Genomic DNA, 22,140 nt, shown 5'->3' with positions numbered 1-22,140 from the left:
GCTGGTCTCGGTCAACAACACCCCGGCGGCGGCCCCGCCGGAAAGAGCCCGCATGCCGAGAGCCTGGTGACGGTCGGCCCGCGGCCTTGGAGCTATATCGCCACGGCGCAAGCCTATGACGACGAGATGCGCCAGCGCATCGCGCTGCACCGCTCGCGCCGGGGCGCCGGCTGGACGACCATCGATGCGCCGCTCGACCTTGCCGGCGCGATCGGAGCGCTGCCTGACGGCCAGCCGGTGCTGATCGACTGCCTGACGCTGTGGCTGACCAACCATATGCTGGCCGACCATGATGTCGAGGCCGAATGCCGGAGGCTGGCCGATGTGCTGTCGCGGCCGCGTGGGCCGTGGTTCGTGGTGTCCAACGAGGTCGGCCAGGGCATCGTGCCGGACAATGCGCTGGCAAGACGGTTTCGCGACGCCGCCGGCCGGCTGAACCAGGACGTCGCGGCTGTTGCCGGCACCGTGCTTTTGATGGTGGCGGGGCTGCCGCTCAAGGTGAAATGACATGGCTGATACTATCGATCCCAAGGACGAGGAACGCCACCGCGCCAAGATGGCCAAGCGCAAGGCGGTGCAGGACGCCGAGGTCGCGGCCAAGACGGTCGAGAAGGGGCTGCTGATCGTCAACACCGGACCGGGCAAGGGCAAGACCACGGCCGCCTTTGGGCTGGCGCTCAGGATGCTCGGCTATGGCAAGCGCGTCGGCGTCGTTCAGTTCATCAAGGGCAAATGGCACACCGGCGAGAAAGACGCCTTTGCCGCCTTCGGCGACCGTGTCGTCTGGCACGCCATGGGCGAGGGCTTTACCTGGGAGACACAGGATGTGAAGCGCGACATCGCGGCGGCCGAGGCTGCCTGGGCGAAAGCGCTGGAGCTGATGGCCGAGCCGTCGATCAGCCTCGTGGTGCTCGACGAGCTGAACATCGCGCTGCGCTACGACTACCTCGATCTCGAAAAGGTGGTCGCGGCGCTGAAGGCGCGTCGCGAAGGCCTGCATGTCGTCGTCACCGGCCGCAACGCCAAACCGGCACTGGTCGAGGCGGCCGATCTGGTCACCGAGATGGGCGTGACCAAGCACCACTTCTCCGCCGGCGTGAAGGCGCAGCAGGGGATCGAGTTCTGAGGGGGTTGCTGGGGAGGCAGAGGCGCGGTGTCTCGACCTCTCAAGATTTGGGTTCCTCGCCCGCCGCGAAGGGGGGAGAGGTGGTCGCGAAGCGGCCGGAGAGGGGCTTTCGTAGAGCGCGGTTCCCCTCTCCGTCTCGGCTTCGCCGAGCCACCTCTCCCCACTTTCGTGGGGCGAGGAACCCAAGCTGGAACTAAGCTGCGAACCTTCAAGGCTGAAGGCGCCCTATTTTGTTCTTGCTTTGTGCCGGCAGCTATGCTACTAATTTCGGTATGGTGCTAATTGGCTCCAACGACCCGCCGCATGGTGGGTTTTTGTTTCGCCTGGGATCGGGCGAAGATCACAACAGAATTACGACCGTCGAGATTACCCCAAACAGTGCGATCAGCAGAAAGTCGGCGATCCGGTAGAGTTTCAGTGCCGCCGGATGTCAGGGATAGAGTTCTGGTCGCTTGCGAAGCTGGAGATTGTTCGTGGACCAGGCGGTAATCGTCTATCTTATTCTCAATGATGGTCAGTTTGGTGCCGCTGACGAGCGCGAATCCATTTATGCGCTCGAGAATCGGCTAGAGAAAGCTATCGAGGATGCATCGGTCGGCGAGTTTGACGGTGACTTGTTTGGTGAAGGCGAATGCATCCTCTACATGTATGGGCCAAACGCTGAACGACTTTTTGTCGTAGTCGAACCCTTATTGAAATCTTCTCCCGTAGCTGCCGGTGGGTACGCGATCAAAAGGTTTGGCGTGGAAGCCGATCCGAGCGCAAAGGAAGTCCGTGTTACCTGGTAGGTCGGGTTTGCCGACCCATTCGGACGTTCACGCGGCGATGACGATCACCGCGACCACGCCGAACAGCGCGATCAGCAGTAAGTCGGCGACGCGGTAGAGTTTCAGCGCCCGTCGGATGTCGGTGCTCTCGACATCATCGCGCCGGCCGCCTTCGCCCATCAATGCGTCTTCGACCATGACGCCGTCATAGGAACGGGGGCCGGCGAGCGCCAGGCCGAGCGCGCCGGCCATCGCTGCTTCCGGCCAGCCGGCATTGGGCGAGCGGTGTTTTTTCGCATCGCGCCGCACGGCGTGCCAGGCGCCCTTGGCGTCGGCGCCCTTGACCAGGAAAGCGGCGAGTACGATCAGCAGCGCCGTCAGCCGCGACGCCGGCAGGTTGATCCAGTCGTCGAAGCGCGCAGCCGCCCAGCCGAAGGCTTCGTGGCGCGGAGTGCGGTGGCCGATCATCGAATCGGCGGTGTTGGCGGCCTTGTAGGCGACGCCGCCGGCGAGCCCGCCGATACCGATCCAGAAGGCCGGCGCGACGACGCCGTCGGAGAAATTCTCGGCCAGGCTTTCGATCGCGGCGCGGCAGACAGCGGCCCTGTCGAGCTTTTCCGGATCGCGGCCGACGATCCTGGAGACGGCAATGCGGCCCATATCCAGTCCGCCGCTGTCGAGTGCGTCGGCGACCGCTTCGACATGCTCGGCCAGGCTCTTCTGCGACAGCAGCGACGTCGCCAGGATTGCGGTGACCAACAAGCCGAGGGGAATGCTCCAAAGCAAGGTTTCGAGCCAGAGGGCGAGGGCGGCCGGCACCAGCACGATCACCAGCAGCGCGACGACGCCCCAGCCGCGACGGTGGGCGTCGGAATCAGTGGCGCGGTTGAGCCTGCGGTCGAGAAAGGATATCAGCCTGCCGAACCAGGTGACGGGATGGCCAATGGCATCGAAGAGCCGGGCCGGGTAGCCGAGTACAAGTTCGATGGCCAGCGACAGGAAAGTGATCAGGATCGGCATGAAGTCTCTTGATGGAGTGACGGCGGCAGTGGACCACGGCGGAAGCCTTGGCCGGGCGAGGGCGCTTTTCCCTCACGCGCCGCTGCCGTTCGTCGACCTCTCGACCGGGATCAATCCGCACTCCTACCCGCTTTTCGATTTGCCCGCCACCGCCCTGTCGCGATTGCCGGAAACAGCGCGCAGCCGCGACTTGGCTGAACGCGCGGCAAGCGCCTATGGCGCCCCGTCGGCGGCGAATGTCGCAGCGGCGCCCGGCACGCAGATCCTGTTGCCGCGCGTCGCTTCGCTGGTCAGCCCGGGCAAGGCGCTGGTGCTCGGGCCGACTTATGCCGAGCATCGGCGGGCAGCGGCGATCGCCGGCCATGCGGCGGCTGAAGTCGATGATTTCGAAGCCCTGGCGGCGGCCGACCTTGCCGTCGTCGTCAATCCCAACAACCCGGACGGGCGCGTCGTCGAGCGCGAAAGATTGCTTCGACTTGCCGGGACATTACGCGACAGAGGTGGGCTGCTGGTGGTCGACGAGGCCTTCATGGATGTCGGCCCGCGCAGCGAAAGCCTGGCCGGCGACGTCGACCAGGGCGGCATCGTCGTGCTGCGTTCGTTCGGTAAGTTCTTCGGCCTGGCCGGCCTGCGGCTTGGCTTTGCACTGGCCGATGCGCTGACGGTCGAGCGGCTGGAGGCGCAATTCGGGCCATGGGCGGTTGCCGGGCCGGCGCTCGAATACGGCATAAGGGCGCTTGGCGATACCGGCTGGCAGGCCGGGATGCGGCGCCGTCTGGCCGAGGATGCCGCACGGCTCGATACGCTGTTCGGCTGCTTCGGCGTGCCTGTCGCCGGTGGCACCGCGTTGTTCCGCTATATCAGGCTGGCGGGCGCCGCCGGCCTGTTTTCGGTGCTCGGCCAGCGCGGCATCCTGCTTCGGCATTTCGCCGATCGTCCGGATGTGCTGCGCGTCGGCCTGCCGGGAGCCGACGAAGAATGGCGGCGGCTCGAATCCGCACTTGCCGGCTGGGCCTCGCGGCGCGACGATGATGCCAAGGGAGAAACTACCCAATGATCCACGTCTGTTCGCTGTCCAAAGTCGAGGAAACGGTAACGAAGACCGGGGCCGGCCGGCTGCTTTCGCTGCTTGCCGCCGGAACGGAGGTGATGCGACCGGCCTCGATCACCAGGGAAAACCATCTGCATCTGGTCATGCACGACATTGCGGTAGCGCAGGAGGGCATGACGATGCCGGGCGAGGAGCATGTCTTGAACCTGCTCGATTTCGCACGCCAATGGGATCGCTCGCGGCCGCTGGTGGTGCATTGCTATGCCGGCATCAGCCGCTCGACCGCCTCGGCCTACATAATCGCGGCAGCCTTGGCGCCGAAGCGCGACGAGGCCGAACTGGCCGAGACGCTGCGCGCGCTGTCGCCCACGGCGACACCCAATCCGCGGCTGATCGCGATCGCCGACACGCTGCTCGATCGCAGAGGCCGGATGATCGAAGCGATCCAGGCGATCGGGCGCGGCGCGGATGCTTTCGAAGGCACGCCGTTCGAATTGAAAATCTGAGCCTAAAAACAAATTCCAGGAAAAGTGCGCAGGAGTTCTAGGACACGGCCAAGGGGCGAATGATGATCGGGAGAATTTTGGCCATCGTTGTTGGCGTGGTCTGCGCGACAGGCAGCGCCATGGCCGCGTCCATGCCGGCTCTCAAGTCGATCGACCTGGCAGCGCTCCAAGCCACTGTCGAGGGTTTGGCCAAGGAACTTATGCTGCCCGGTGCCATGGTTTTGCTCAAGACTCCGCGGGGCAACCTCGTCTTCGGCTACGGTACGACTGAACTGGGTGCCACGAACCCGCCGCGCGCCGATACCCACTTCCGTGCGGCCTCGAACACCAAGACGATGACCGCCGCTGTCATCGTGCAACTGGTGCAGGAAGGGAAACTGAGCTTCGTCGATCTGATCTCGAAATACGTCCAGCGCGTTCCCAACGGCGACGAGATAACCATTCGGCAGCTCATAACAATGCGGAGCGGCCTCCCTAACTTCACCAATCCGCCGGAACTTGCCGAAAGCCTGGACAAGTATCCTTACAGGGTATGGACCGCTGATGAAGTACTCGGCATGGCGTTCAAACGGCCGCCGGACTTCGCGCCGGGTGCCGAATTCGAGTACAACAACACCAACTACTATCTGCTCGGCCTTGTTGCCGAGAAGATCGACGGCAAGCCGCTCTCGACCATCTTCCGGGACCGCCTGTTCGGGCCGCTCGGCATGAAGAACACGGCGTTGCCGCCGAGCACGTCGAACGCCATCCCCGAGCCATACTCAAACGGCTATCTCTACGGCAGTACTTCGTACGCCCTGGCTGATGCGCCCTATCCGGACGACCTCCAGGCTGCGGCCAGGGCGGGAACGCTCAAGCCCAACGACGACACATGGCAGAACCCGTCCGCCTACTTTGCGGCTGGCGGAGTCATCTCCACCGCGGATGACCTCGCGACCTGGATGCGCGCGCTGGTCGGGGGCAAGCTCTTCAATGCCGACTTCCAGCGGCAGTGGCTTGCAAGCCCTGAGGCGCCGGAGCCGGGCGAACCCGCCATGCAAAAATACGGCTATGGCATCCTAACGCTGACCTTCGGGCCTAACGAAATCTACTATCACGAAGGCGAGATGCCCGGTTACCAGTCCTTCATGGGCTACGATCCGGCCAATGACGTCACCCTGGTCATATGGACCAACCTGACTCTCGCGCTCGACGGCCAGGCGACCGCCAACACCTTGATGGTGAAGATACTGGACGAAATCTACACGGTGTCGCCGCTTCAAGAGGTGAAGTGAGGATCCTCGCGTGCGAATGGAATCGCCCCTCGTGAGCGAGGCCTGAGTTGGTTCAAACACCTACGCCAACCAATCCGCCAGCTTTGCCTTGCCCACGTCCCTCAGCAGGCCGATGAAGCCGTCGGACTGATGTTCGGCGGTCAGCCGGCCTTTTTCGGCGGTGGCAATGCTGGCGTCGCCGACCACGCCATTCGGGTTGAGATCGCTGGCGATCCAGGCGAAGGCGTGCGTTCCGGTGTGGCGCAGCAGCGCAAATTCCTTTTCGGCGCGGGCGACCTTGGACACGAAATTGTCGGCCTTGGCCATGTCGACGAGGTCGGGCCGGAAATGCAGCATCAGCGAGGTCTCGACGTCGCCGCCATGAATGCCGTGGCGGTCCTCGAGCTCGGTGTACATGCCGGCCGGCCGGCCAAAACGCTGCCAGCTGGTCTTTACCGCCAGCATCTTTGCCCGCACGCGCAATTCGCGGGTGACGATGCCCATGATCTCCTCATTGCCGCCATGCGAGTTGACGACAATCAGTTTTCGGACGCCGGCGCGCGCGACCGACAGGCCAAGTTCGGTCCACGCCTCGACCAAGGTCGTCGCCGGCAGGGTGAGGGTGCCCGGTGCGTGCAAATGCTCGTTCGACTTGCCTACCGCCTGGACCGGCAGGATGCGGATGTCGAGATCGCCGGGCAGGCGCGCGATCACCGTTTCCAGCATGCCGTTCATGATCGAGGTGTCGGTCGAGACCGGCAGATGCGGGCCGTGCTGCTCAATCGCCGCCAGCGGCAGAACGGCAATGGTCGCCTCAGGATCGACGGTCGCGTATTCGGTGGTCCGGTAGTCACCCCACCATACGCGTTTTTTTGCAGCGGTCATGTCATGCCCTCTTGAACCGACAAGCCCAGACCTAACGCGGGAACGATCGGCTGTCGATCATCCCGCCGCAATGACCTCGATCTCGACCTTGAATTCCGGCCGGGCAAACCCGGACACGATCATCAGCGTCGAGGCCGGCGCCGGGCTGGCGAACAGCCGGTCGCGAACCTCCATATAGGGGCGCAGGAAGGCGCGGTCGGTGACGTAGGTGTTGATGCGGACGATGTCGGACAGGCCGAGCCCGGCCTCGCCGAGAATCGCCGATATGTTCCGGAAACAAAGCTCGGCCTGTGCGCCGGCCTCCTCGGGGATCTGGTCGTCCGGGGTGATTGCGACCTGGCCCGAACACAGCACCAGCCGCTTGCCGGGCGGCAGTTCGACGCCATGGCTGTAGCGGGCGAAGGGCGGCTTGATCGACTTCGGTGTGAGAAATTTGAACATGGCAATCTCCGTTCACGGCAGCCTATCGCATCGGCCCGAAAATCGCGATCGATTTTCGGAAAGCACGATGCGAAGATTCAAAGTTTTAGAGCGTACTTTGTGCGTCCAAGTGGACGCACGTCGCTCTAAGGCCGGATCGATGGGGGCATCAAGATGGCGGTGCATGTCACGAGGGCGATTGTGGACAGGCGATCAAAAAATAGGCACGATGCCTTCCGTACAGCATGACCCGTCCGGCCTTCGCGCCGCCATTGCACAGGCGGGCATTGCACAAGCGGGCGGTCCCGGCGCAACGCGCCGGTGGCATGTGTCTTGCTTCTTGAAACAATGGTGTCGAGCCCGGCGCGTGACGCGTCGGAGCGAACAAAGGGTGGTGTGGATGTACGGAAAACTCAAGATTTCGGCGGGCGTGATCGTGCTGCTTGGCGCAGGCACGCTTGCCGCGGCAGCGAACGAAAAAGTCACCTTCGGCACCAACTGGCTGGCTGAGCCGGAGCATGGGGGTTACTACCAGGCCGTGGTGGACGGCACCTATGCCGCCTGCGGCATCGACGTGACGATCATGCAGGGCGGCCCACAGGTCAGCGGCCGGCCGCTGCTGCTGGCCGGCAAGATCGATTTTTACATGGGCGGCAATCTGCTGTCGGCTTTCGATGCCGTGCAGCAAGGCATACCGATGCGCGTCGTGGCGGCCGACTTCCAGAAGGACCCGCAGGTCATCATGTCCCATCCCGGGCAGGGGCTGGATAAATGGGAAGACCTGAAGAACGCCGACCAGTACATCCTTGGCGACGAAGGTGCGCAGACCTTCTTCCAGTGGATGGTCACCGACCTCGGCTTCGATGCCGCCAAGCGCGCGCCCTACACCTTCAATCCGGCGCCGTTCATCGCCAACAAGAAGTCGATCCAGCAGGGTTACGTCACCTCGGAGCCATTCGCCGTCCAGAAGCAGGGCGGTTTCACGCCGAACCAGTTCCTGCTGGCCGACTATGGCTGGGACACATATGCAACGACGGTCGAGACCATGCAGGAGACGGTCGACAAGCGGCCCGAGGTGGTCCAGTGCTTCGTCGATGGCTCGGCCAAGGGCTGGTACAATTATCTCTACGGCGACAACAAGGCCGCCAACGAGATGATCAAGAAGGAAAATCCGGATATGACGGATGAGCAGATCGCTTTCTCGATCGAGCAGCTGAAGAAGTTCGGCGTGGTCGATTCCGGCGACAGCGAAAAGCTCGGCATCGGCGCCATGACCGATGCGCGCATCCAGAGTTTCTACGACAAGATGGTCAAGGCCAAGGTCACGCCGGCGGGCATCGACATCAAAAAGGCCTACACGCTGGCCTTCGTCAACAAGAGCGTCGGGCTCGACCTGAAGAAGTAGGCCGTGAAGCTGGAGAAAGTGGCGCAACAGCCAGGAAGTGTACCAGGGCCGACGCTGTTGGCGCTGCGCGGTGTCGGCAAGGTGTTTTCCAACGGCGTCACCGCGCTCAGCAATGTCGAGCTGACGATCCGGGAAGGCGATTTCCTCAGCCTGCTCGGGCCGTCGGGCTGCGGCAAGTCGACGGCGCTGCGGCTGATTGCCGGCCTGTCGACGCCGACCTCGGGCGTGCTCGACTGGCGCGGCAGCGGCGCCCTCGAGCGTTCGAATATCGGCGACCGTTCAAATATCGGCTTCGTCTTCCAGGAGCCGACGCTGCTGCCCTGGGCCGACGTCTTCGACAATGTCTGGCTGCCGCTGCGGCTGAAGGGCGTGTCGCGTGCCAAGGCGGCGCCGGCGGTGATGGAGATGCTGGCGCGGGTTCACCTGACCGGCTTCGAGAAGGCCGTGCCGCGCGAACTGTCAGGCGGCATGAAGATGCGCGTCTCCATCGCCCGCGCCATGGTGACCAAGCCGCGCATTCTGTTGATGGACGAGCCGTTCGCCGCACTCGACGAGATCACCCGCTTCAAGCTCAACAACGACCTTCTCGAGCTATGGCAGGATGAGCGTTTTACCGTCGTTTTCGTCACCCACAGCGTCTTCGAAAGCGTATTCCTCTCCAACCGCATCGTCGTCATGGCGGCGCGGCCGGGCCGGGTGTTTGCCGACCTTGCCGTCGATGCATCCTATCCGCGCGACGAGGCGTTTCGCACCTCGCCCGACTATGCCGCGCTCTGCCGCCAGGCATCCGACCTGCTGATCGGCGCCATCAACTCAACTGCCGGACCGCATCATGACGGCCATTGAAGAACAGATCCCGGCGCTCGACCCGGAGGAGGCGCGCCGCGTCCGCCAGGAGCGCTTCGAGCGCATCGGCAGATGGCTGCTGCCGCTGGCGATCATGATCCTGGCGATCTGGCTGTGGGACCGCGTCTGCGTCTGGAACGACATCCCGAAATACATACTGCCGCGCCCCGGCGTGGTGCTGCAAACGCTGCACGACGATGCCGGGCTGCTGTTCTCCTCGCTGCTGGTGACACTCAGGATCACCTTCTTGAGCCTGCTTCTCGCCGTGGTCGGCGGTGTCGGGCTGGCAGTGCTGTTCGCTCAGTCGAAATGGGTGGAGATGTCGTTCTTTCCCTTCGCCATCGTGCTGCAGGTGACGCCGATCGTCGCGATCTTTCCGCTGATCAACATCTATGTCGACAACCAGACGACGAAGCTTTTGCTTTGTGCCTGGATCGTCGCCTTCTTCCCGATCCTCTCCAACACCACGCTCGGCCTCAACTCCGTCGACCGCAACCTGCGCGACATGTTCAAGCTCAACGGCGCCACTCGCTGGCAGCAATTGCGCTATCTGCGGCTGCCGGCGGCGATGCCTTATTTCCTCGGCGGGCTGAAGATCGCCGGCGGCCTGTCGCTGATCGGCGCGGTGGTGGCCGAGTTCGTCGCCGGCGCCACCGGCCAGTCGTCCGGCCTCGCCTCGCGCATCATCGAGGCCGGCTACCGGCTCAACGCGCCAAGGCTGTTCGCGGCGCTGATCCTGATCTCGCTCACCGGCATCCTGATCTTCCTGGTGCTGTCGCTGATTTCGCATCTCATTTTGCGGCGCTGGCACGAGAGCGCACTGAGGCAGGAGCGGTGATGGTGAGCAGCGCCAGCACCCCCCTCTGTCCTGCCGGACATCTCCCCCTCAAGGGGGGAGATTGGATGCTATCCAGGATTTCGCTAATCGCCAACGTTGCAAGACGAGCGCCATGGGCGAGGCTGCCAATCTCCCCCCTTGAGGGGGAGATGCCAAGTAGTGGTAAAGAGGGCAGGACAGAGGGGGGTACGCCTTGATACCGGCTTCTGGTTCCTACTATCTCTCCAAGGTCCGGCTTCATGCCTCCCTGACGCTCGGCCTTGCCGCTCCTTCCGACGCCGACGGTTTTGCACTCGCCGACATCGCCGTCGCCGACGGCAGGATTTCCAGCATTGCGGCGCATCGGCGATCGGCAGCACCGGCAGCCGCCCTCGACCTCGGCGGCCGCATCGTGCTGCCGTGCTTCGTCGACTGCCACACCCATATCGACAAGGGCCATATCTGGCCCCGAAAGCCCAACCCGGACGGCACCTTCATGGCCGCTTTGAACGCCACCGGCGCCGACCGCGCGGCGCGCTGGAGCGCCGACGACGTTGCCCGCCGCATGGATTTTTCGCTGCGCTGCGCCTACGCGCACGGCACCAGGGCGCTGCGCACGCATCTCGACAGCGTCGCGCCGCAGGAAGAGATCTCCTGGCCGGTGTTCGAGACGATGCGGGAGAAATGGCGCGGCCGCATCGAGCTGCAGGCGGCCTGCCTGCTCGGCATCGAGGGCGTGCGCGACAGGAAATGGTTCGAGAGGCTGGCCAAACGGGTGGCTGCCGCCAAGGGTGTCCTCGGCGTCGTCACCTATATGGTGCCGGATCTCGAAGAACTGCTCGACCAGGTGTTTGCGCAGGCGATCAAGCATGGCCTCGACCTCGATTTCCACGCCGACGAGACCGACGATGTCTCGGCGATCTCGCTGAAGAAAATCGCCGAAGCAGCCCTTTGGAACGGTTTTGACGGGAACATCCTGGTCGGCCATTGCTGCTCGCTGGCACGCCAGCCCGACCTCGACGTGCTCGACACGCTGGATAAGGTCGCCAAGGCCGGCTTGGCGGTGGTGTCGCTGCCGATGTGCAATCTCTATCTGCAGGACCGGCGAGGCGACAGGACAACGCCGCGCTGGCGCGGGGTGACGCTGCTGCACGAGATGAAGGCGCGCGGCATTGCCGTCGCCGTCGCCTCCGACAATACGCGCGACCCGTTCTACGCCTATGGCGATCTCGACATGCTGGAGGTCTATCGCATGGCGACGCGCGTCCTGCATCTCGACCATCCCGTCGCGGACTGGCCGCAAGCTGTCACCGCAACGCCGGCCAAGGTGATGCGGCTCGATAATTTCGGCACGCTTGCCGCCGGAGCGCCGGCCGATTTCGTCGTCTTCAGGGGGCGAAGCTGGACGGAATTGCTGTCGCGGCCCGAATCGGATCGCATCGTCGTGCGCGACGGGCATGCGATCGAGCGCCAGCTGCCCGATTATGCCGAACTCGATGATCTGATGGTGGAATGATGGATATTGCGGCGCTCAAGCGCGACCTGGACGGCCTCAAGGTCGATGACCATCCGGCGATCGTCCAGCAGAAGAGCCGCGACTTCTACTGGTACAGCCCGGTGCTGAAGCAGCAGCTCGAGCACGTCACCGGTGACCTGATCGTGACGCCGAAAACCGAAGACGAGGTCGTCCGCATTCTCGCCGCCTGCCACCGGCACGGCGTCCCGGTGACGCCGCGCGGCAGTGGCACCGGCAATTACGGGCAGGCGATGCCACTGTCCGGCGGCGTGGTGCTCAATCTCGCCGAGATGAACGCGGTCAAGATGATCGCGCCGGGCCGTGTCGTCACCGGCCCCGGCGCCGTGCTCGCCGACATCGACAGAGCGACGCGGGCGCATTCCGGCCAGGAGCTCCGCATGTCGCCGTCGACCTACAACACCGCATCGATCGGCGGCTTCGTCGCCGGCGGCTCCGGCGGCATCGGTTCGATCCGCTGGGGCGGACTGCGCGACCTCGGCAACGTCATCCGGCTGAGGACCGTGACGATGGAGGCTGAGCCGCGGGTCATGGAGCTCACCGGCGAGGACGTGCTGAAGGTGATGCACGCCTACGGCACCAACGGCATCATCACCGAAGTCGAGATGCCTCTGACCGCCAGCTATGACTGGATCGACGTCATCGTCGGCTTCGACGATTTCATGGATGCGGCTGGCTTCGGCAACGATCTCGCCATCCAGGACGGCATATTGGCGAAACTGATCACGCCGATCGCAGCACCCATCCCCTACGATTACTTCAAGCGCCACCAGCGGTTTTTCCGGCGCGGCCAAAGCATCGTCGTCTTGATGATCGCGCCGCATGCGATGGATGCCTTCCTCGCCTTCACGGCGCGCAGCAAGGGCGAGATCGTCTTTCGCGCCGACAAGGAGGCCGATCTCAAAGGGCTGCCGCCGGCCTATGAGCTGACCTGGAACCACACGACGCTGCGTGCCATCCGGGTCGATCCGACGATCACCTATCTGCAGACCCGCTATCCGTCGCCGGACCACCTCGGCCACGTCAAGGCGATGGTCGACCGCTTCGGCGACGAGGTGCCGGCGCATCTCGAGTTCATCCGCTTCGACGGCGCCATCGGCATCGCAGGGCTGCCGCTGGTCCGCTTCACCACGGCGGAGCGGCTCGACGAGATCATCCGCATCCACGAGGACAATGGCTGCTGGATCTTCAACCCGCACCGCTACACGCTGGAAGAAGGCGGCATGAAGCGGACGGATGAAGTGCAACTGGCTTTCAAGCGCGAGACCGACCCGCAAGGGCTGCTCAATCCCGGCAAGATGATCGCCTGGGAGAACCCGGACTATGATTATCGCTCGGGCAAGTCGTTCCTGTTCAAGGGACTGGAGAAGGCGGGTTGAGACGATGACGGGCGTGTGGCGCTGTACCCCCCTCTGGCCTGCCCTCTTTGCCACCACTTGGCATCTCCCCCTCAAGGGGGGAGATTGGCAGTTCCATCGTCTCGACCATCTTCCAATGTCGTCAACTGGCGAAAGCGATACTGACAGCCGATCTCCCCACTTGAGGGGGAGATGCCCGGCAGGGCAGAGGGGGGTGCTTGGTGCCGACTTGCGAGATGTTCTCCTGTGAACGTCTTCGTCCTCTACGCTCATCCTGTGGAGACCAGCTTCAACGCCGATCTGCACCGGACGATCATCGAGCGGCTGAAGGCCGCCGGCCATGTCGTCGACGACTGCGATCTCTATGCGGAGGGTTTCGATCCCAGGCTGACGCGGGCCGAACGGCTGTCCTATCACGACGAACGCAGCGAAGGCGATCCGGCGTCAGCCTATGTCGAGCGCTTACTGCGGGCCGAGGCGCTGGTGCTGTCGTTTCCGGTGTGGAACTTCGGCTATCCGGCCATTTTGAAAGGCTTTTTCGATCGCGTCTTCCTGCCCGGCGTGTCGTTCAAGCTGGTCAACGGCAAGGTGCAGCCGTCGCTGCACAACATTCACAAGGTCGCGGCGGTCACCACCTATGGCGGCAGCCGGTTCCGCGCCATGCTGATGGGCGACCCGCCGCGCAAGCTGGTCAATCGGGTGCTGCGCGCCACCATCAAACCCGGCGGGTCGGTCTCCTATCTCGCGCATTACTCGATGAACCTGTCGACGGACGAGACGCGGACGAGGTTCATCGCGAAGGTCGCGGCCAGGATGGACGCGTTCTGACGCGGGAGGGGACTTTTCCTTCTCCCCTTGTGGGAGAAGGTGGATCGGCGCGTAGCGCCGAGCCGGATGAGGGGTGCTGGAAGAAACGCGGCGTGGGAAGATTGGGACGGGAGCGCTAAACGCTAGAGCCTTTCACGTTTTGATGGAAGCGTAGCCGGCGTTTGCGAAGTAGTTGTTGCATTCGGTTGCCTCGATCGTTTCAACGAGGTGGCCGATGTGGCGCCAAGTGTCCTCGACGGTACGTTTCTGAGCTTGGCGCATCCAGTGTTTGATTTTGGCAAAGGCCTGCTCGATCGGATTGAGGTCTGGGGAGTAGGGCGGTAGGTACCAAAGCCTGGCGCCGGCCGCCTTGATCATCTGCCTGATGGCCGCCGACTTATGACTTCCCAGATTATCCATGACGACGATGTCGCCGGGTTTCAGCACGGTGATGAGCTGCTGCTCGACATAGGCGCGGAAGCATTGGCCGTTGATTGGCCCGTCGAAGACGCAAGGTGCCGCGAGCCTATCGCAGCGCAGCGCGCCGAGGAAGGTCAGCGTGCGCCAGTGGCCGTGCGGGGCCAAGCCGCGCAGCCGCTCGCCCTTCGGCCCCCAACCGCGCAGCGGAGCCATGTTGGTCTTGATCCAGGTCTCGTCGATGAAGACCAGATGCTGCGGATCGAGGCCGGCCTGCCAAGAGCGCCATCGCTGACGCCTGCGGGCAATATCAGCGCGCGCCTGCTCAAGGGCGAACAGCGTTTTTTTTGAAGCTCAGGCTCTCGCGGCGCAGGAACAGCCAGACCGCGTTGTGCGAGACCTTGACCCCGCGTGCGGCCAACTCATCCTTCAGACCATGCAGTGTCAGATGCGGCGTCTCACGCACACGCGCCTCGATGAAGGCACGGTGCGGCTCCAGCACCCTCTTGCGATGTCCGCCCATCTTGCCAGGCGCAACCGAGCCAGTCGCCCGATGGCGCTGCAACAACTTCACCGCCGCCGAAACCGAAATGCCGAACCGTTTCGCGGCCGACCGGCGGCTCTCGCCACCCAAAACCGCCGCTACAACACGTTCGCGAAGATCATCCGAAAGAGGTCGCGTCATCCGATGCTGGCCTCCACTCCAGCCAGCATCTTGAATCACAAAACCGACTGATCCGGAATCCCCTTCGATTCCGTCAAATCAGGAACCGCTCTAATTCCGTTGAGGTAGCGATCCTTCCAACACCCCTCATCCGACCGAGCTTCGCTCGGCCACCTTCTCCCACAAGGGGAGAAGGAAAAGAGTTACATCCGCACCCGTTCCGCCTTCGGATCGTACATCGGCTTAAGCGACGCCTCGGCGGCAAAGCGCTCGCCGGCGATCTCGATCTCGTAGGACGACGACAGCACATCCGCCTCGCTCTCGCCCTTGCAAGGCACGTAACCAAGCCCGATTGCGCCGCCGAGATGATGACCGTAATTGCCCGAGGTGATCGGGCCGACGATCGTGCCGTCGCGCAGGATCGCCTCGTTATGGAAGAGCAGGGGTTGCGTGTCTTTCAGACGGAACTGCACCAGCCGGCGTGACAGGCCGGTTTCTTTCTTCTTCAGCACCGCTTCGCGACCGAGGAAGTCTCCTTTGGCAGTCTTCACTGCGAAGCCAAGGCCAGCCTCCAGCACATTGTCTTCGTCGGTGATGTCGTGGCCGAAATGCCTGAAGGCCTTTTCGATGCGGCAGGAATCCAGCGTGTGCAGGCCGCATAGCTTCAGGCCGACGTCGGCGCCGGCTTCTTCTATCGCCTCGAAGACGTGGGCGGCCTGGTCGGTCGAGACATAAAGCTCCCAGCCGAGCTCGCCGACATAGGTGACGCGGTGGGCGCGGGCCAGGCCCATGCCGATTTCGATCTCCTGAAACGTGCCGAACGGGTTGTTCTCGTTGGAGAAATCGTTGGGGCTGACCTTTTGGATCAGCTTCCTCGAATCCGGGCCCATCAGGCAAAGCACCGCTTCGGCAGCGGTCACATCGGTGATGACGACGAACTCGTCGGCAAGATGCTTTCTCAGCCAGGCCAGGTCGCGTTGCAGCGTGGCGCCGGGCACGACGAGGAAGAAGGCGGTTTCGGACAATCGCGAGACGGTGAGGTCGCTCTCGATGCCGCCGCGCTGGTTGAGCATCTGGGTGTAGACGATCTTGCCCGGCGTCACGTCCACGTCGTTGGCGCAGAGCCTTTGCAGGAAGGCGCAGGCATCGCGGCCTTCGACGCGGATCTTGCCGAACGAGGTCATGTCGAACAGGCCGACGCCGTTCCTGACCGCCAGATGCTCCTCGCGCTGGTTGTCGAACCAGTTCTGCCGCTTCCAGGAATAGCGGTATTCGCGCTCCTGGCCGGGCCTAGCGAACCAGTTGGCGCGCTCCCAACCGGCGACCTCGCCGAACACGGCGCCGCGTGCCTTCAGATGTTCGTGCAGCGGCGAACGGCGGACGTTTCGGGAGGTTGCCATCTGCCGGTACGGAAAATGATCGGCATAGAGCAGGCCGAGCGTTTCGGAGACGCGCTCTTTGAGATAGCGGCGGTTCTTCTGGAACGGCTGGGCGCGGCGGATGTCGACCTCCCAGAGGTCGAAAGGCGCCTCGCCGTCATTGATCCATTGCGCCAGCGCCATGCCGGCGCCGCCGGAGGAGACGATGCCGATCGAATTGTAGCCGGTCGCCATCCAGTAGCCGGAAAGCTCCGGCGCCTCGCCGAGATAGTAGCGGTCGTCGGGCGTAAAACTCTCGGGACCGTTGAAGAAGGTGTGAATGCCGGCGGTGGCCAGCATCGGCATGCGGTTGACGCCCATTTCGAGGATCGGCTCGAAATGGTCCATGTCCTCCGGCAACTGGTCGAAGCAGAAATCCTCGCTTATGCCGTTCATGCCCCAGGGTTTGGCCACCGGCTCGAAAGCGCCGAGCATCATCTTGCCGGCATCTTCCTTGTAGTAGGCGCACTCGTCCGGCACGCGCAGCACCGGCAGGCGGGAGAGCCCGGCGATCGGCTCGGTGACGAGATAGAAATGTTCGCAGGCGTGCAACGGGATGGTGACGCCGTTCTGGGTGCCAAGTTCGCGTGCCCACATGCCGGCGCAGTTTACGACGATATCGGCCTCGATCAGGCCTTGCTCGTCGCCCTGCGCCCAGGAAACGCCGGTGACGCGGCCGGCCCTGGTATGCACCTTGGTCACCTTGACGTTCTCGACGATCGTTGCACCGCGCTGGCGCGCGCCCTTGGCCAACGCCATGGCGATATTGGCCGGATCGCACTGGCCGTCGAGCGGCAGGTGCACGGCGCCGACCACATCGGATACATTGAGATGCGGATACATCTGTTTGACTTCATCAGGCGAAATCTCGCGCACGTCGACATCGAAGGCGCGGGCGAGAGACGCCTGCCGATAGATCTCGTGCTTGCGCTCCTCGGTAAGCGCCACCGTGATCGAGCCGACCTGGCGCATGCCGGTGCCGACATCGGTCTCGGCCTCCAGCTTGACGTAGAGGTCGGCCGAGTATTTCGCCAGCCGCGTCATGTTCTGCGAGCCGCGCAATTGGCCGATCAGGCCGGCGGCGTGCCATGTCGTGCCCGAGGTCAGCTGCTTGCGCTCGAGCAGCACGATATCGGTCCAGCCGAGCTTGGCCAGATGATAGGCGGCCGAGCAACCGGAGACGCCGCCACCGATGATGACCGCCCTCGCTTTGGGAGGAATGGCCTTGGTCGGAATGGTTTTGGTGGGCGAGGCGCTCATGCGGCCTCACGGCGATAGAAGGAGGCGAAGCGGCGCAGGCGTGTGGCGGCCTCCATCAGCACCGGCTCAGGCTGGCAGAGGCTGAAGCGGATGTGGCCGGCTGCAGCCTCGCCGAAGCTCGAGCCGGGCATGACGCCGACCTTCTCCTGGTCGAGGAAAGCCCAGGCGAATTTCTCGTCGTCCGGCTCGATCGCCGATATGTCGAGCATGACGTACATGCCGCCTTCGGAGCCGCGCACGGTGATGTTGTTCATACCGCGCATGGCATCGAGGACGACGGTGCGCCTCGCGGCGTAGCGCTCGGCGATCTCCTTGACGCCGTACCCATTTTCGAGCGCCTCGGCGCAGGCGAGGCTGATGAAGGCCGGCAGGCCGTAGGTCATCACCAGATTGAGGTCGGTCAACAGCGAGACCATTGATTCCGGCCCGGTCAGCCAGCCCATGCGCCAGCCGGTCATGCCGTGGCTCTTCGACATCGAATTGATGACCAGCGTGCGTTCCGCCATGCCGGGCAGCGAGCGTGGTGAGACGTGCTCGCCGCCGCCCAGCGTCCAGTAGACCTCGTCCGACAGCAGCCATAGGTCATGCTCGCGGCAGATCTGCGCCAGACCTTCCAGGCGCTCTCGCGAATAGACGGCGCCCGTGGGGTTGTTCGGCGTGTTGATCAGGATGGCGCGGGTGTTCGGCCGAAGGGCGGCGCGAATGTCGGCGGCGCGCGGCTGAAAGCCGTCCTCGGCGGGGGTCTCGACGACGCTGAACTCGGCGCCCGCCGCACTGAAGGTGTTGGGATAGGTGGCGTAATAGGGCGCGACGACGATGGCATGGTCGCCTTGGTCGAGAACCGCTTGAATGGCCGCGTAAAGCGCGGCCTGCCCGCCCGGCGTGGCGATGACCTGGTCGGGATTTGTCGCAACGCCGGTGCACAGCGTCGAAGCCGCCGCCATCGCCTTGCGCAGGCGCGGAACGCCGGCAAGCGGCGTGTAGTGGTGATTGCTGGCGCGAACCGCCGTCACGCAGGCTTCGATCGTCTCGCTCGGCGTGTCGAAATCGTGGTCGCCGACCGACAGCATGATGATGTCCTCGCCGGCCTGCTTGCGCGCCCAGGCAGCGGAATGAACCTCCCAGCCATCCTTGCCCGAAGGCACGATGCCGGAAATGCGCGATGATGGCCTGGGCATTATGCTGCTCCCGAAATTTCATAACCGGCCTGTTCGAGCCGGTCGCGCAGCGCGGCGATGTGGGCCGGTCCGACTTCGCAGCAGCCGCCGACGATGCCGGCGCCGGCCTCGACCCAACCGACCGCCTGGCCGGCATAGGCATCCGGATCAAGGTCGTGGCGGGCGTGCAGCATTTCCACGGTTCCGCCATGCTTGAGCGCCTCAATCGAGGTGAAGCCGTTGGCATAAGCGCCGACCGGACCGCCGAGAGCGATCAGTTCGGGCAGCGCTGCAGCGATCGCTTCGGGCCGGCAGCAATTGATCAGCCGGGCCGCGACGGGCAGGCCGGCAAGAGCGCCCGACGCCGCCGCAATGGCTTCGCCGCTGCGCAGGCGCGGCGTGCCGTGGTCGGCAAGCGTCCACGACACCCAAACGGACTTGCCGCTTTCCGACGCCGCGGTGACGGCGGCGCGCGCCTCTTCGGCCGACGCCATGGTTTCGCACAGAAACAGATCGACGCCGTCCGCCTGCTCGGCAACGATACGGCGATAGATGTCGAGCGTATCCTGGAAGGATATCGTCAGCGCCGGCGCATAGCTGCCGAACAGCGGCGACAGGCAGCCGGCGATCGCCGCGTCGCCGGCCTGGTCGCGGGCTTGCCTTGCCAGTTCGATGCCGCGCTTCTGCAGCGGCTTGAACAGCTCTTCCGCGCCTTCGCGTGCCAGCCGCTCCGGCGTGGCTGAATAGGTGTTGATGGTGATGACGCGGGCGCCGGCGCGGATGAATTCCGCATGCAGGTCGCGCACCAGATCCGGTTCGTCGATCAGCACCCTGGCCGACCACAGCGGCGTCGGCTCGGAACTGCTACGGCGGACCAGCTCCTGGCCCATGCCGCCATCGGTGAGGATCACTTTCTTCATGCTCTGAGCCTCTCGTTCTTTGGATCCCATAACGGCTCATCCTTCTGCACGACCGCCCGAAAACGTTCGCCGAAGATCTCGATCTCGACCGCGGTTCCCGGCTCGGTGAGGTCGGCGCGCAGCATGCCGAGCGCGATCGACCTGTCGATGCGATGACCCCAGCCGCCGGATGTCGTCTCGCCGACGATCCGGCCGTCATGCCACAGCGTCGACATGGTGGGCGCATCGCAGTCGCCGGGGTTTTCGACAACCAGCGTGACGAAGCGCTTCTTGATGCCCTGCTGCTTCTCGTTTTGCAGCGCCGTCTTGCCGCGGAAGTCGGGCTTATCCCATCTGACGAATCGCTCCAGCCCGCCCTGCAGGATCGAGTAGTCGGTCGACAGGTCGCCCTTCCAGGTACGGTAGCCTTTTTCGAGCCGCAGCGAATCCAGCGCGTACATGCCGAACGGTTTTAGTCTATGCCTCTTCCCGGCCGCCCAGACGGCGTCGAAGATGGCTGCGGTATCGTCGACCTTGCTGTGGATTTCCCAGCCGAGCTCGCCGGCGAAGGACACGCGCACCAGCTTTGCCCAACGTCCGGCGATACTGGTTTCCTGATGCGTCAGCCAGGGCAGGGTGAGGTCGGCTGCGCAGAGTTCGGCGAGGATTTTTCGCGAGTTGGGGCCGGCGAGGATCTGGGTGGAGTATTCCTCCGTCCTGTCGATCAGCTTGAATGTGGCGTCCTTCGGGATGCGCGACTTCAGCCATTCGAAATCATGCCACTGAGCCACAGCGGCGGTGATCAGCGTCATCAGGTTCTCGTCGTGGCGGACCACCGACATTTCGGTGACGATGCGGCCCTTGTCGTCGGCAAAATAGACGAGGCCGATGCGGCCGGGTTTCGGCACCAGGCCGGTCACCTGGAGGCTCAGCCATTCGGCGGCACCCGGACCGTCGAGATTGAAACGGGAGAACCCCGGCAGGTCCAGAATGCCGGCGGCATCGCGGACGGCGAGGCATTCCTCGCGCACACGATGCTGCCACGGCCCGTCGCGGCGGAAGGTCAGCGTGGATTCTTCGGAGATGTCGTCGCCTGCGTTCGTATACCAGGTGGCGCGTTCCCAGCCATTATAAGCATCGAACCGGGCGCCGAGTGCCTTGATGCGGTCGTGGAGCGGCGACAGCTTGCGGTCGCGCCCGGCCGGCCAGGCATGGCGCGGGAACTGGATGGCATATTCGTTGCCGTAGATCTCCATGCCCTTGGCGACGCAATAATCCGGGGCCGAGGCAAAGGCGGTGAAACGGCGTGGATCGCAGGACCACATGTCCCATTCGGTCTGGCCTTCGGTCACCCACTCGGCCAGCACCTTGCCGGCGCCGCCGCCCTGGGCGATGCCGAAGGTGAAGACGCAGGCCTCGAAGGCGTTGGGCACGCCGGGCATCGGCCCGATCAGAGGGTTGCCGTCCGGCGCATAGGGGATCGGCCCGTTGATGACCTTTGAAAGGCCGGCGGTGCCGAGGATCGGCACGCGGGCGACAGCATCGGCCAGGTAATGTTCCAGCCGATCGAGATCGTCGGGAAACAGCTGGAAGGAAAAGTCGTCGGGCATCGGGTCGTTGTGGCCGACCCAGTGGGCGCGGCAATTGCGCTCATAGGGGCCGAGATTCATGCCGTTCTTTTCCTGGCGCAGATAATAGGACGTATCGACGTCGCGCAGCAGCGGCAGCTTCTTGCCCTGTTCCTTCGACCACGCCGCCAGTTCGGGGATTTCCTCGAACAGGATATATTGATGGCTCATCACCATCATCGGCACCTCGCGGCCGAACATCCTGCCGACTTCGGCGGCGCGGTAGCCGGCGGCGTTGACGACGATCTCGCAGCGGATCTCGCCTTGCGCCGTCTCGACCACCCACTCGTGATTGTCTCGGCTCACGCCGGTGACCGGACAGAAGCGGATGATCTTCGCGCCCATGTCGCGCGCGCCCTTGGCCAGTGCCTGGGTCAGCTGCGCGGGGTCGATATCGCCATCATTCGGATCGTAGAGCGCGCCTTTCAGCTCATGCGTCTCGATGAAGGGGTAACGGCGCTTAATCTCGTCGAGCCCGACCACGTCGATATCCATGCCCTGGTAGCGGCCCATGCCCTTGGCGCGCTGGAATTCCTGCATGCGCTCCGCGCTATGGGCCAGCCTGAGCGAGCCGGTGACGTGGTAGTTCATGGGATAGCGGACCTCGTCGGCCAGCCGGCGATAGAGCTCGGTCGAATAACGCTGCATGTTCATCAGCGACCATGACGAGGAGAAAGTCGGCACGTTGCCGGCGGCATGCCAGGTCGAGCCGGAGGTCAGCTCGTTCTTCTCCAGAAGCACGCAGTCGGTCCAGCCCGCCTTGGCGAGATGGTAGAGCGAGGAGGCGCCGACGGCACCACCTCCGATGATCACAACGCGTGCCGTGGTCGGCAAACCGGCCATGTTCTTCTCCGACTATTTGTTTTGATGCATGTCGTTGTCCCAAAACCGCCACGCACTTT

The 22,140-nt window shown here is 63.9% G+C and carries 20 protein-coding genes; 12 read left to right on the top strand and 8 right to left on the bottom strand.

Annotation, left to right across the window (positions count from 1 at the left end):
- The 3 genes from cobU to NKJ32_RS07985 form a co-directional block, all read left to right on the top strand.
- The coding region (gene cobU, locus NKJ32_RS07995) for a bifunctional adenosylcobinamide kinase/adenosylcobinamide-phosphate guanylyltransferase (RefSeq protein ID WP_352827285.1) at positions 1 to 507 on the top strand (507 nt) is incomplete at its 5' end.
- Between the two features lies 1 nt (position 508).
- Positions 509 to 1,126, top strand: coding sequence for a cob(I)yrinic acid a,c-diamide adenosyltransferase (cobO, locus tag NKJ32_RS07990; protein ID WP_352827283.1), 618 nt, complete (start codon positions 509 to 511; stop codon positions 1,124 to 1,126).
- 473 nt (positions 1,127 to 1,599) lie between these two features.
- Positions 1,600 to 1,914: a hypothetical protein gene (locus NKJ32_RS07985; RefSeq protein ID WP_051406122.1), complete on the top strand. Its 315-nt coding sequence runs from the start codon at positions 1,600 to 1,602 to the stop codon at positions 1,912 to 1,914.
- 27 nt (positions 1,915 to 1,941) lie between these two features.
- Here the strand turns inward: NKJ32_RS07985 and cbiB are convergent, their stop codons facing one another.
- Positions 1,942 to 2,913: an adenosylcobinamide-phosphate synthase CbiB gene (gene cbiB, locus NKJ32_RS07980; protein WP_352827280.1), complete on the bottom strand. Its 972-nt coding sequence runs from the start codon at positions 2,911 to 2,913 to the stop codon at positions 1,942 to 1,944.
- Between cbiB and cobD the strand changes: the two genes are divergently transcribed.
- The 3 genes from cobD (at position 2,912) to NKJ32_RS07965 (ending at position 5,744) form a co-directional block, all read left to right on the top strand.
- Complete coding sequence (cobD, locus tag NKJ32_RS07975; protein WP_352827278.1) at positions 2,912 to 3,970, top strand: threonine-phosphate decarboxylase CobD; 1,059 nt, start codon at positions 2,912 to 2,914, stop codon at positions 3,968 to 3,970. The genes cbiB and cobD overlap by 2 nt on opposite strands.
- Entirely contained in the window at positions 3,967 to 4,470 is a 504-nt protein-coding gene (locus tag NKJ32_RS07970; RefSeq protein ID WP_352827275.1) for a tyrosine phosphatase family protein, read from the top strand. The genes cobD and NKJ32_RS07970 overlap by 4 nt, the downstream gene beginning before the upstream one ends.
- A 119-nt stretch (positions 4,471 to 4,589) precedes the next feature.
- Positions 4,590 to 5,744: a serine hydrolase domain-containing protein gene (locus NKJ32_RS07965; protein ID WP_352782383.1), complete on the top strand. Its 1,155-nt coding sequence runs from the start codon at positions 4,590 to 4,592 to the stop codon at positions 5,742 to 5,744.
- A gap of 60 nt (positions 5,745 to 5,804) precedes the next feature.
- On the opposite strand, the gene NKJ32_RS07960 is transcribed toward NKJ32_RS07965, so the two are convergent.
- Together NKJ32_RS07960 and NKJ32_RS07955 are read right to left on the bottom strand one after the other, a co-directional pair.
- Positions 5,805 to 6,608: a creatininase family protein gene (locus NKJ32_RS07960; RefSeq protein WP_352827272.1), complete on the bottom strand. Its 804-nt coding sequence runs from the start codon at positions 6,606 to 6,608 to the stop codon at positions 5,805 to 5,807.
- A 57-nt stretch (positions 6,609 to 6,665) separates the two neighbouring features.
- Positions 6,666 to 7,049, bottom strand: a complete 384-nt coding sequence (locus NKJ32_RS07955; protein ID WP_352617542.1) for a RidA family protein — start codon at positions 7,047 to 7,049, stop codon at positions 6,666 to 6,668.
- 379 nt (positions 7,050 to 7,428) lie between these two features.
- On the opposite strand from NKJ32_RS07955, the gene NKJ32_RS07950 reads away from it, so the two are divergent.
- The 6 genes from NKJ32_RS07950 (at position 7,429) to NKJ32_RS07925 (ending at position 13,816) form a co-directional block, all read left to right on the top strand.
- Positions 7,429 to 8,433: an ABC transporter substrate-binding protein gene (locus NKJ32_RS07950; protein WP_352692730.1), complete on the top strand. Its 1,005-nt coding sequence runs from the start codon at positions 7,429 to 7,431 to the stop codon at positions 8,431 to 8,433.
- 3 nt (positions 8,434 to 8,436) lie between these two features.
- On the top strand, positions 8,437 to 9,279 hold the full coding sequence (locus NKJ32_RS07945) for an ABC transporter ATP-binding protein (protein WP_352827269.1): 843 nt from the start codon (positions 8,437 to 8,439) through the stop codon (positions 9,277 to 9,279).
- Entirely contained in the window at positions 9,266 to 10,117 is an 852-nt protein-coding gene (locus NKJ32_RS07940; RefSeq protein ID WP_352577095.1) for an ABC transporter permease, read from the top strand. The genes NKJ32_RS07945 and NKJ32_RS07940 overlap by 14 nt, the downstream gene beginning before the upstream one ends.
- 193 nt (positions 10,118 to 10,310) lie before the next feature.
- Positions 10,311 to 11,612 carry a cytosine deaminase gene (locus NKJ32_RS07935; protein WP_352827266.1) on the top strand — a complete coding sequence of 434 codons (1,302 nt, stop codon included), beginning with the start codon at positions 10,311 to 10,313 and terminating at the stop codon, positions 11,610 to 11,612.
- Complete coding sequence (locus NKJ32_RS07930) at positions 11,612 to 13,009, top strand: FAD-binding oxidoreductase (protein ID WP_352617684.1); 1,398 nt, start codon at positions 11,612 to 11,614, stop codon at positions 13,007 to 13,009. The genes NKJ32_RS07935 and NKJ32_RS07930 overlap by 1 nt, the downstream gene beginning before the upstream one ends.
- 225 nt (positions 13,010 to 13,234) lie before the next feature.
- Positions 13,235 to 13,816, top strand: coding sequence for an NAD(P)H-dependent oxidoreductase (locus tag NKJ32_RS07925; protein ID WP_352827263.1), 582 nt, complete (start codon positions 13,235 to 13,237; stop codon positions 13,814 to 13,816).
- A gap of 132 nt (positions 13,817 to 13,948) precedes the next feature.
- On the opposite strand, the gene NKJ32_RS07920 is transcribed toward NKJ32_RS07925, so the two are convergent.
- From NKJ32_RS07920 to NKJ32_RS07900, 5 genes are all read right to left on the bottom strand, one after another.
- Positions 13,949 to 14,897, bottom strand: a protein-coding gene (locus NKJ32_RS07920; RefSeq protein ID WP_352827260.1) for an IS630 family transposase whose coding sequence is annotated in 2 segments (ribosomal slippage) — positions 13,949 to 14,560 and positions 14,562 to 14,897 — 948 coding nt in all. Because the reading frame shifts where the segments join, the coding sequence is not laid out codon by codon here.
- A gap of 182 nt (positions 14,898 to 15,079) precedes the next feature.
- Positions 15,080 to 17,554, bottom strand: a complete 2,475-nt coding sequence (locus NKJ32_RS07915; RefSeq protein WP_352827257.1) for a GcvT family protein — start codon at positions 17,552 to 17,554, stop codon at positions 15,080 to 15,082.
- Positions 17,551 to 18,732, bottom strand: coding sequence for a pyridoxal phosphate-dependent aminotransferase (locus NKJ32_RS07910; protein WP_352568962.1), 1,182 nt, complete (start codon positions 18,730 to 18,732; stop codon positions 17,551 to 17,553). Before NKJ32_RS07910 ends, NKJ32_RS07915 begins: the two co-directional genes overlap by 4 nt.
- A complete protein-coding gene (locus tag NKJ32_RS07905; protein WP_352827254.1) occupies positions 18,732 to 19,631 on the bottom strand; it encodes a homocysteine S-methyltransferase family protein in 900 nt (299 codons plus the stop codon). Before NKJ32_RS07905 ends, NKJ32_RS07910 begins: the two co-directional genes overlap by 1 nt.
- Positions 19,628 to 22,081: a GcvT family protein gene (locus NKJ32_RS07900; protein WP_352568960.1), complete on the bottom strand. Its 2,454-nt coding sequence runs from the start codon at positions 22,079 to 22,081 to the stop codon at positions 19,628 to 19,630. The genes NKJ32_RS07905 and NKJ32_RS07900 overlap by 4 nt, the downstream gene beginning before the upstream one ends.
- Positions 22,082 to 22,140: the final 59 nt, after the last annotated feature.

It is taken from the genome of Mesorhizobium sp. M0159, assembly GCF_040322295.1.
In the GTDB taxonomy this organism is placed as follows: Bacteria; Pseudomonadota; Alphaproteobacteria; order Rhizobiales; family Rhizobiaceae; genus Mesorhizobium.
The sequence above is the reverse complement of the archived record's forward strand: the minus strand, read 5'-3'. Positions and strand labels throughout refer to the sequence as shown.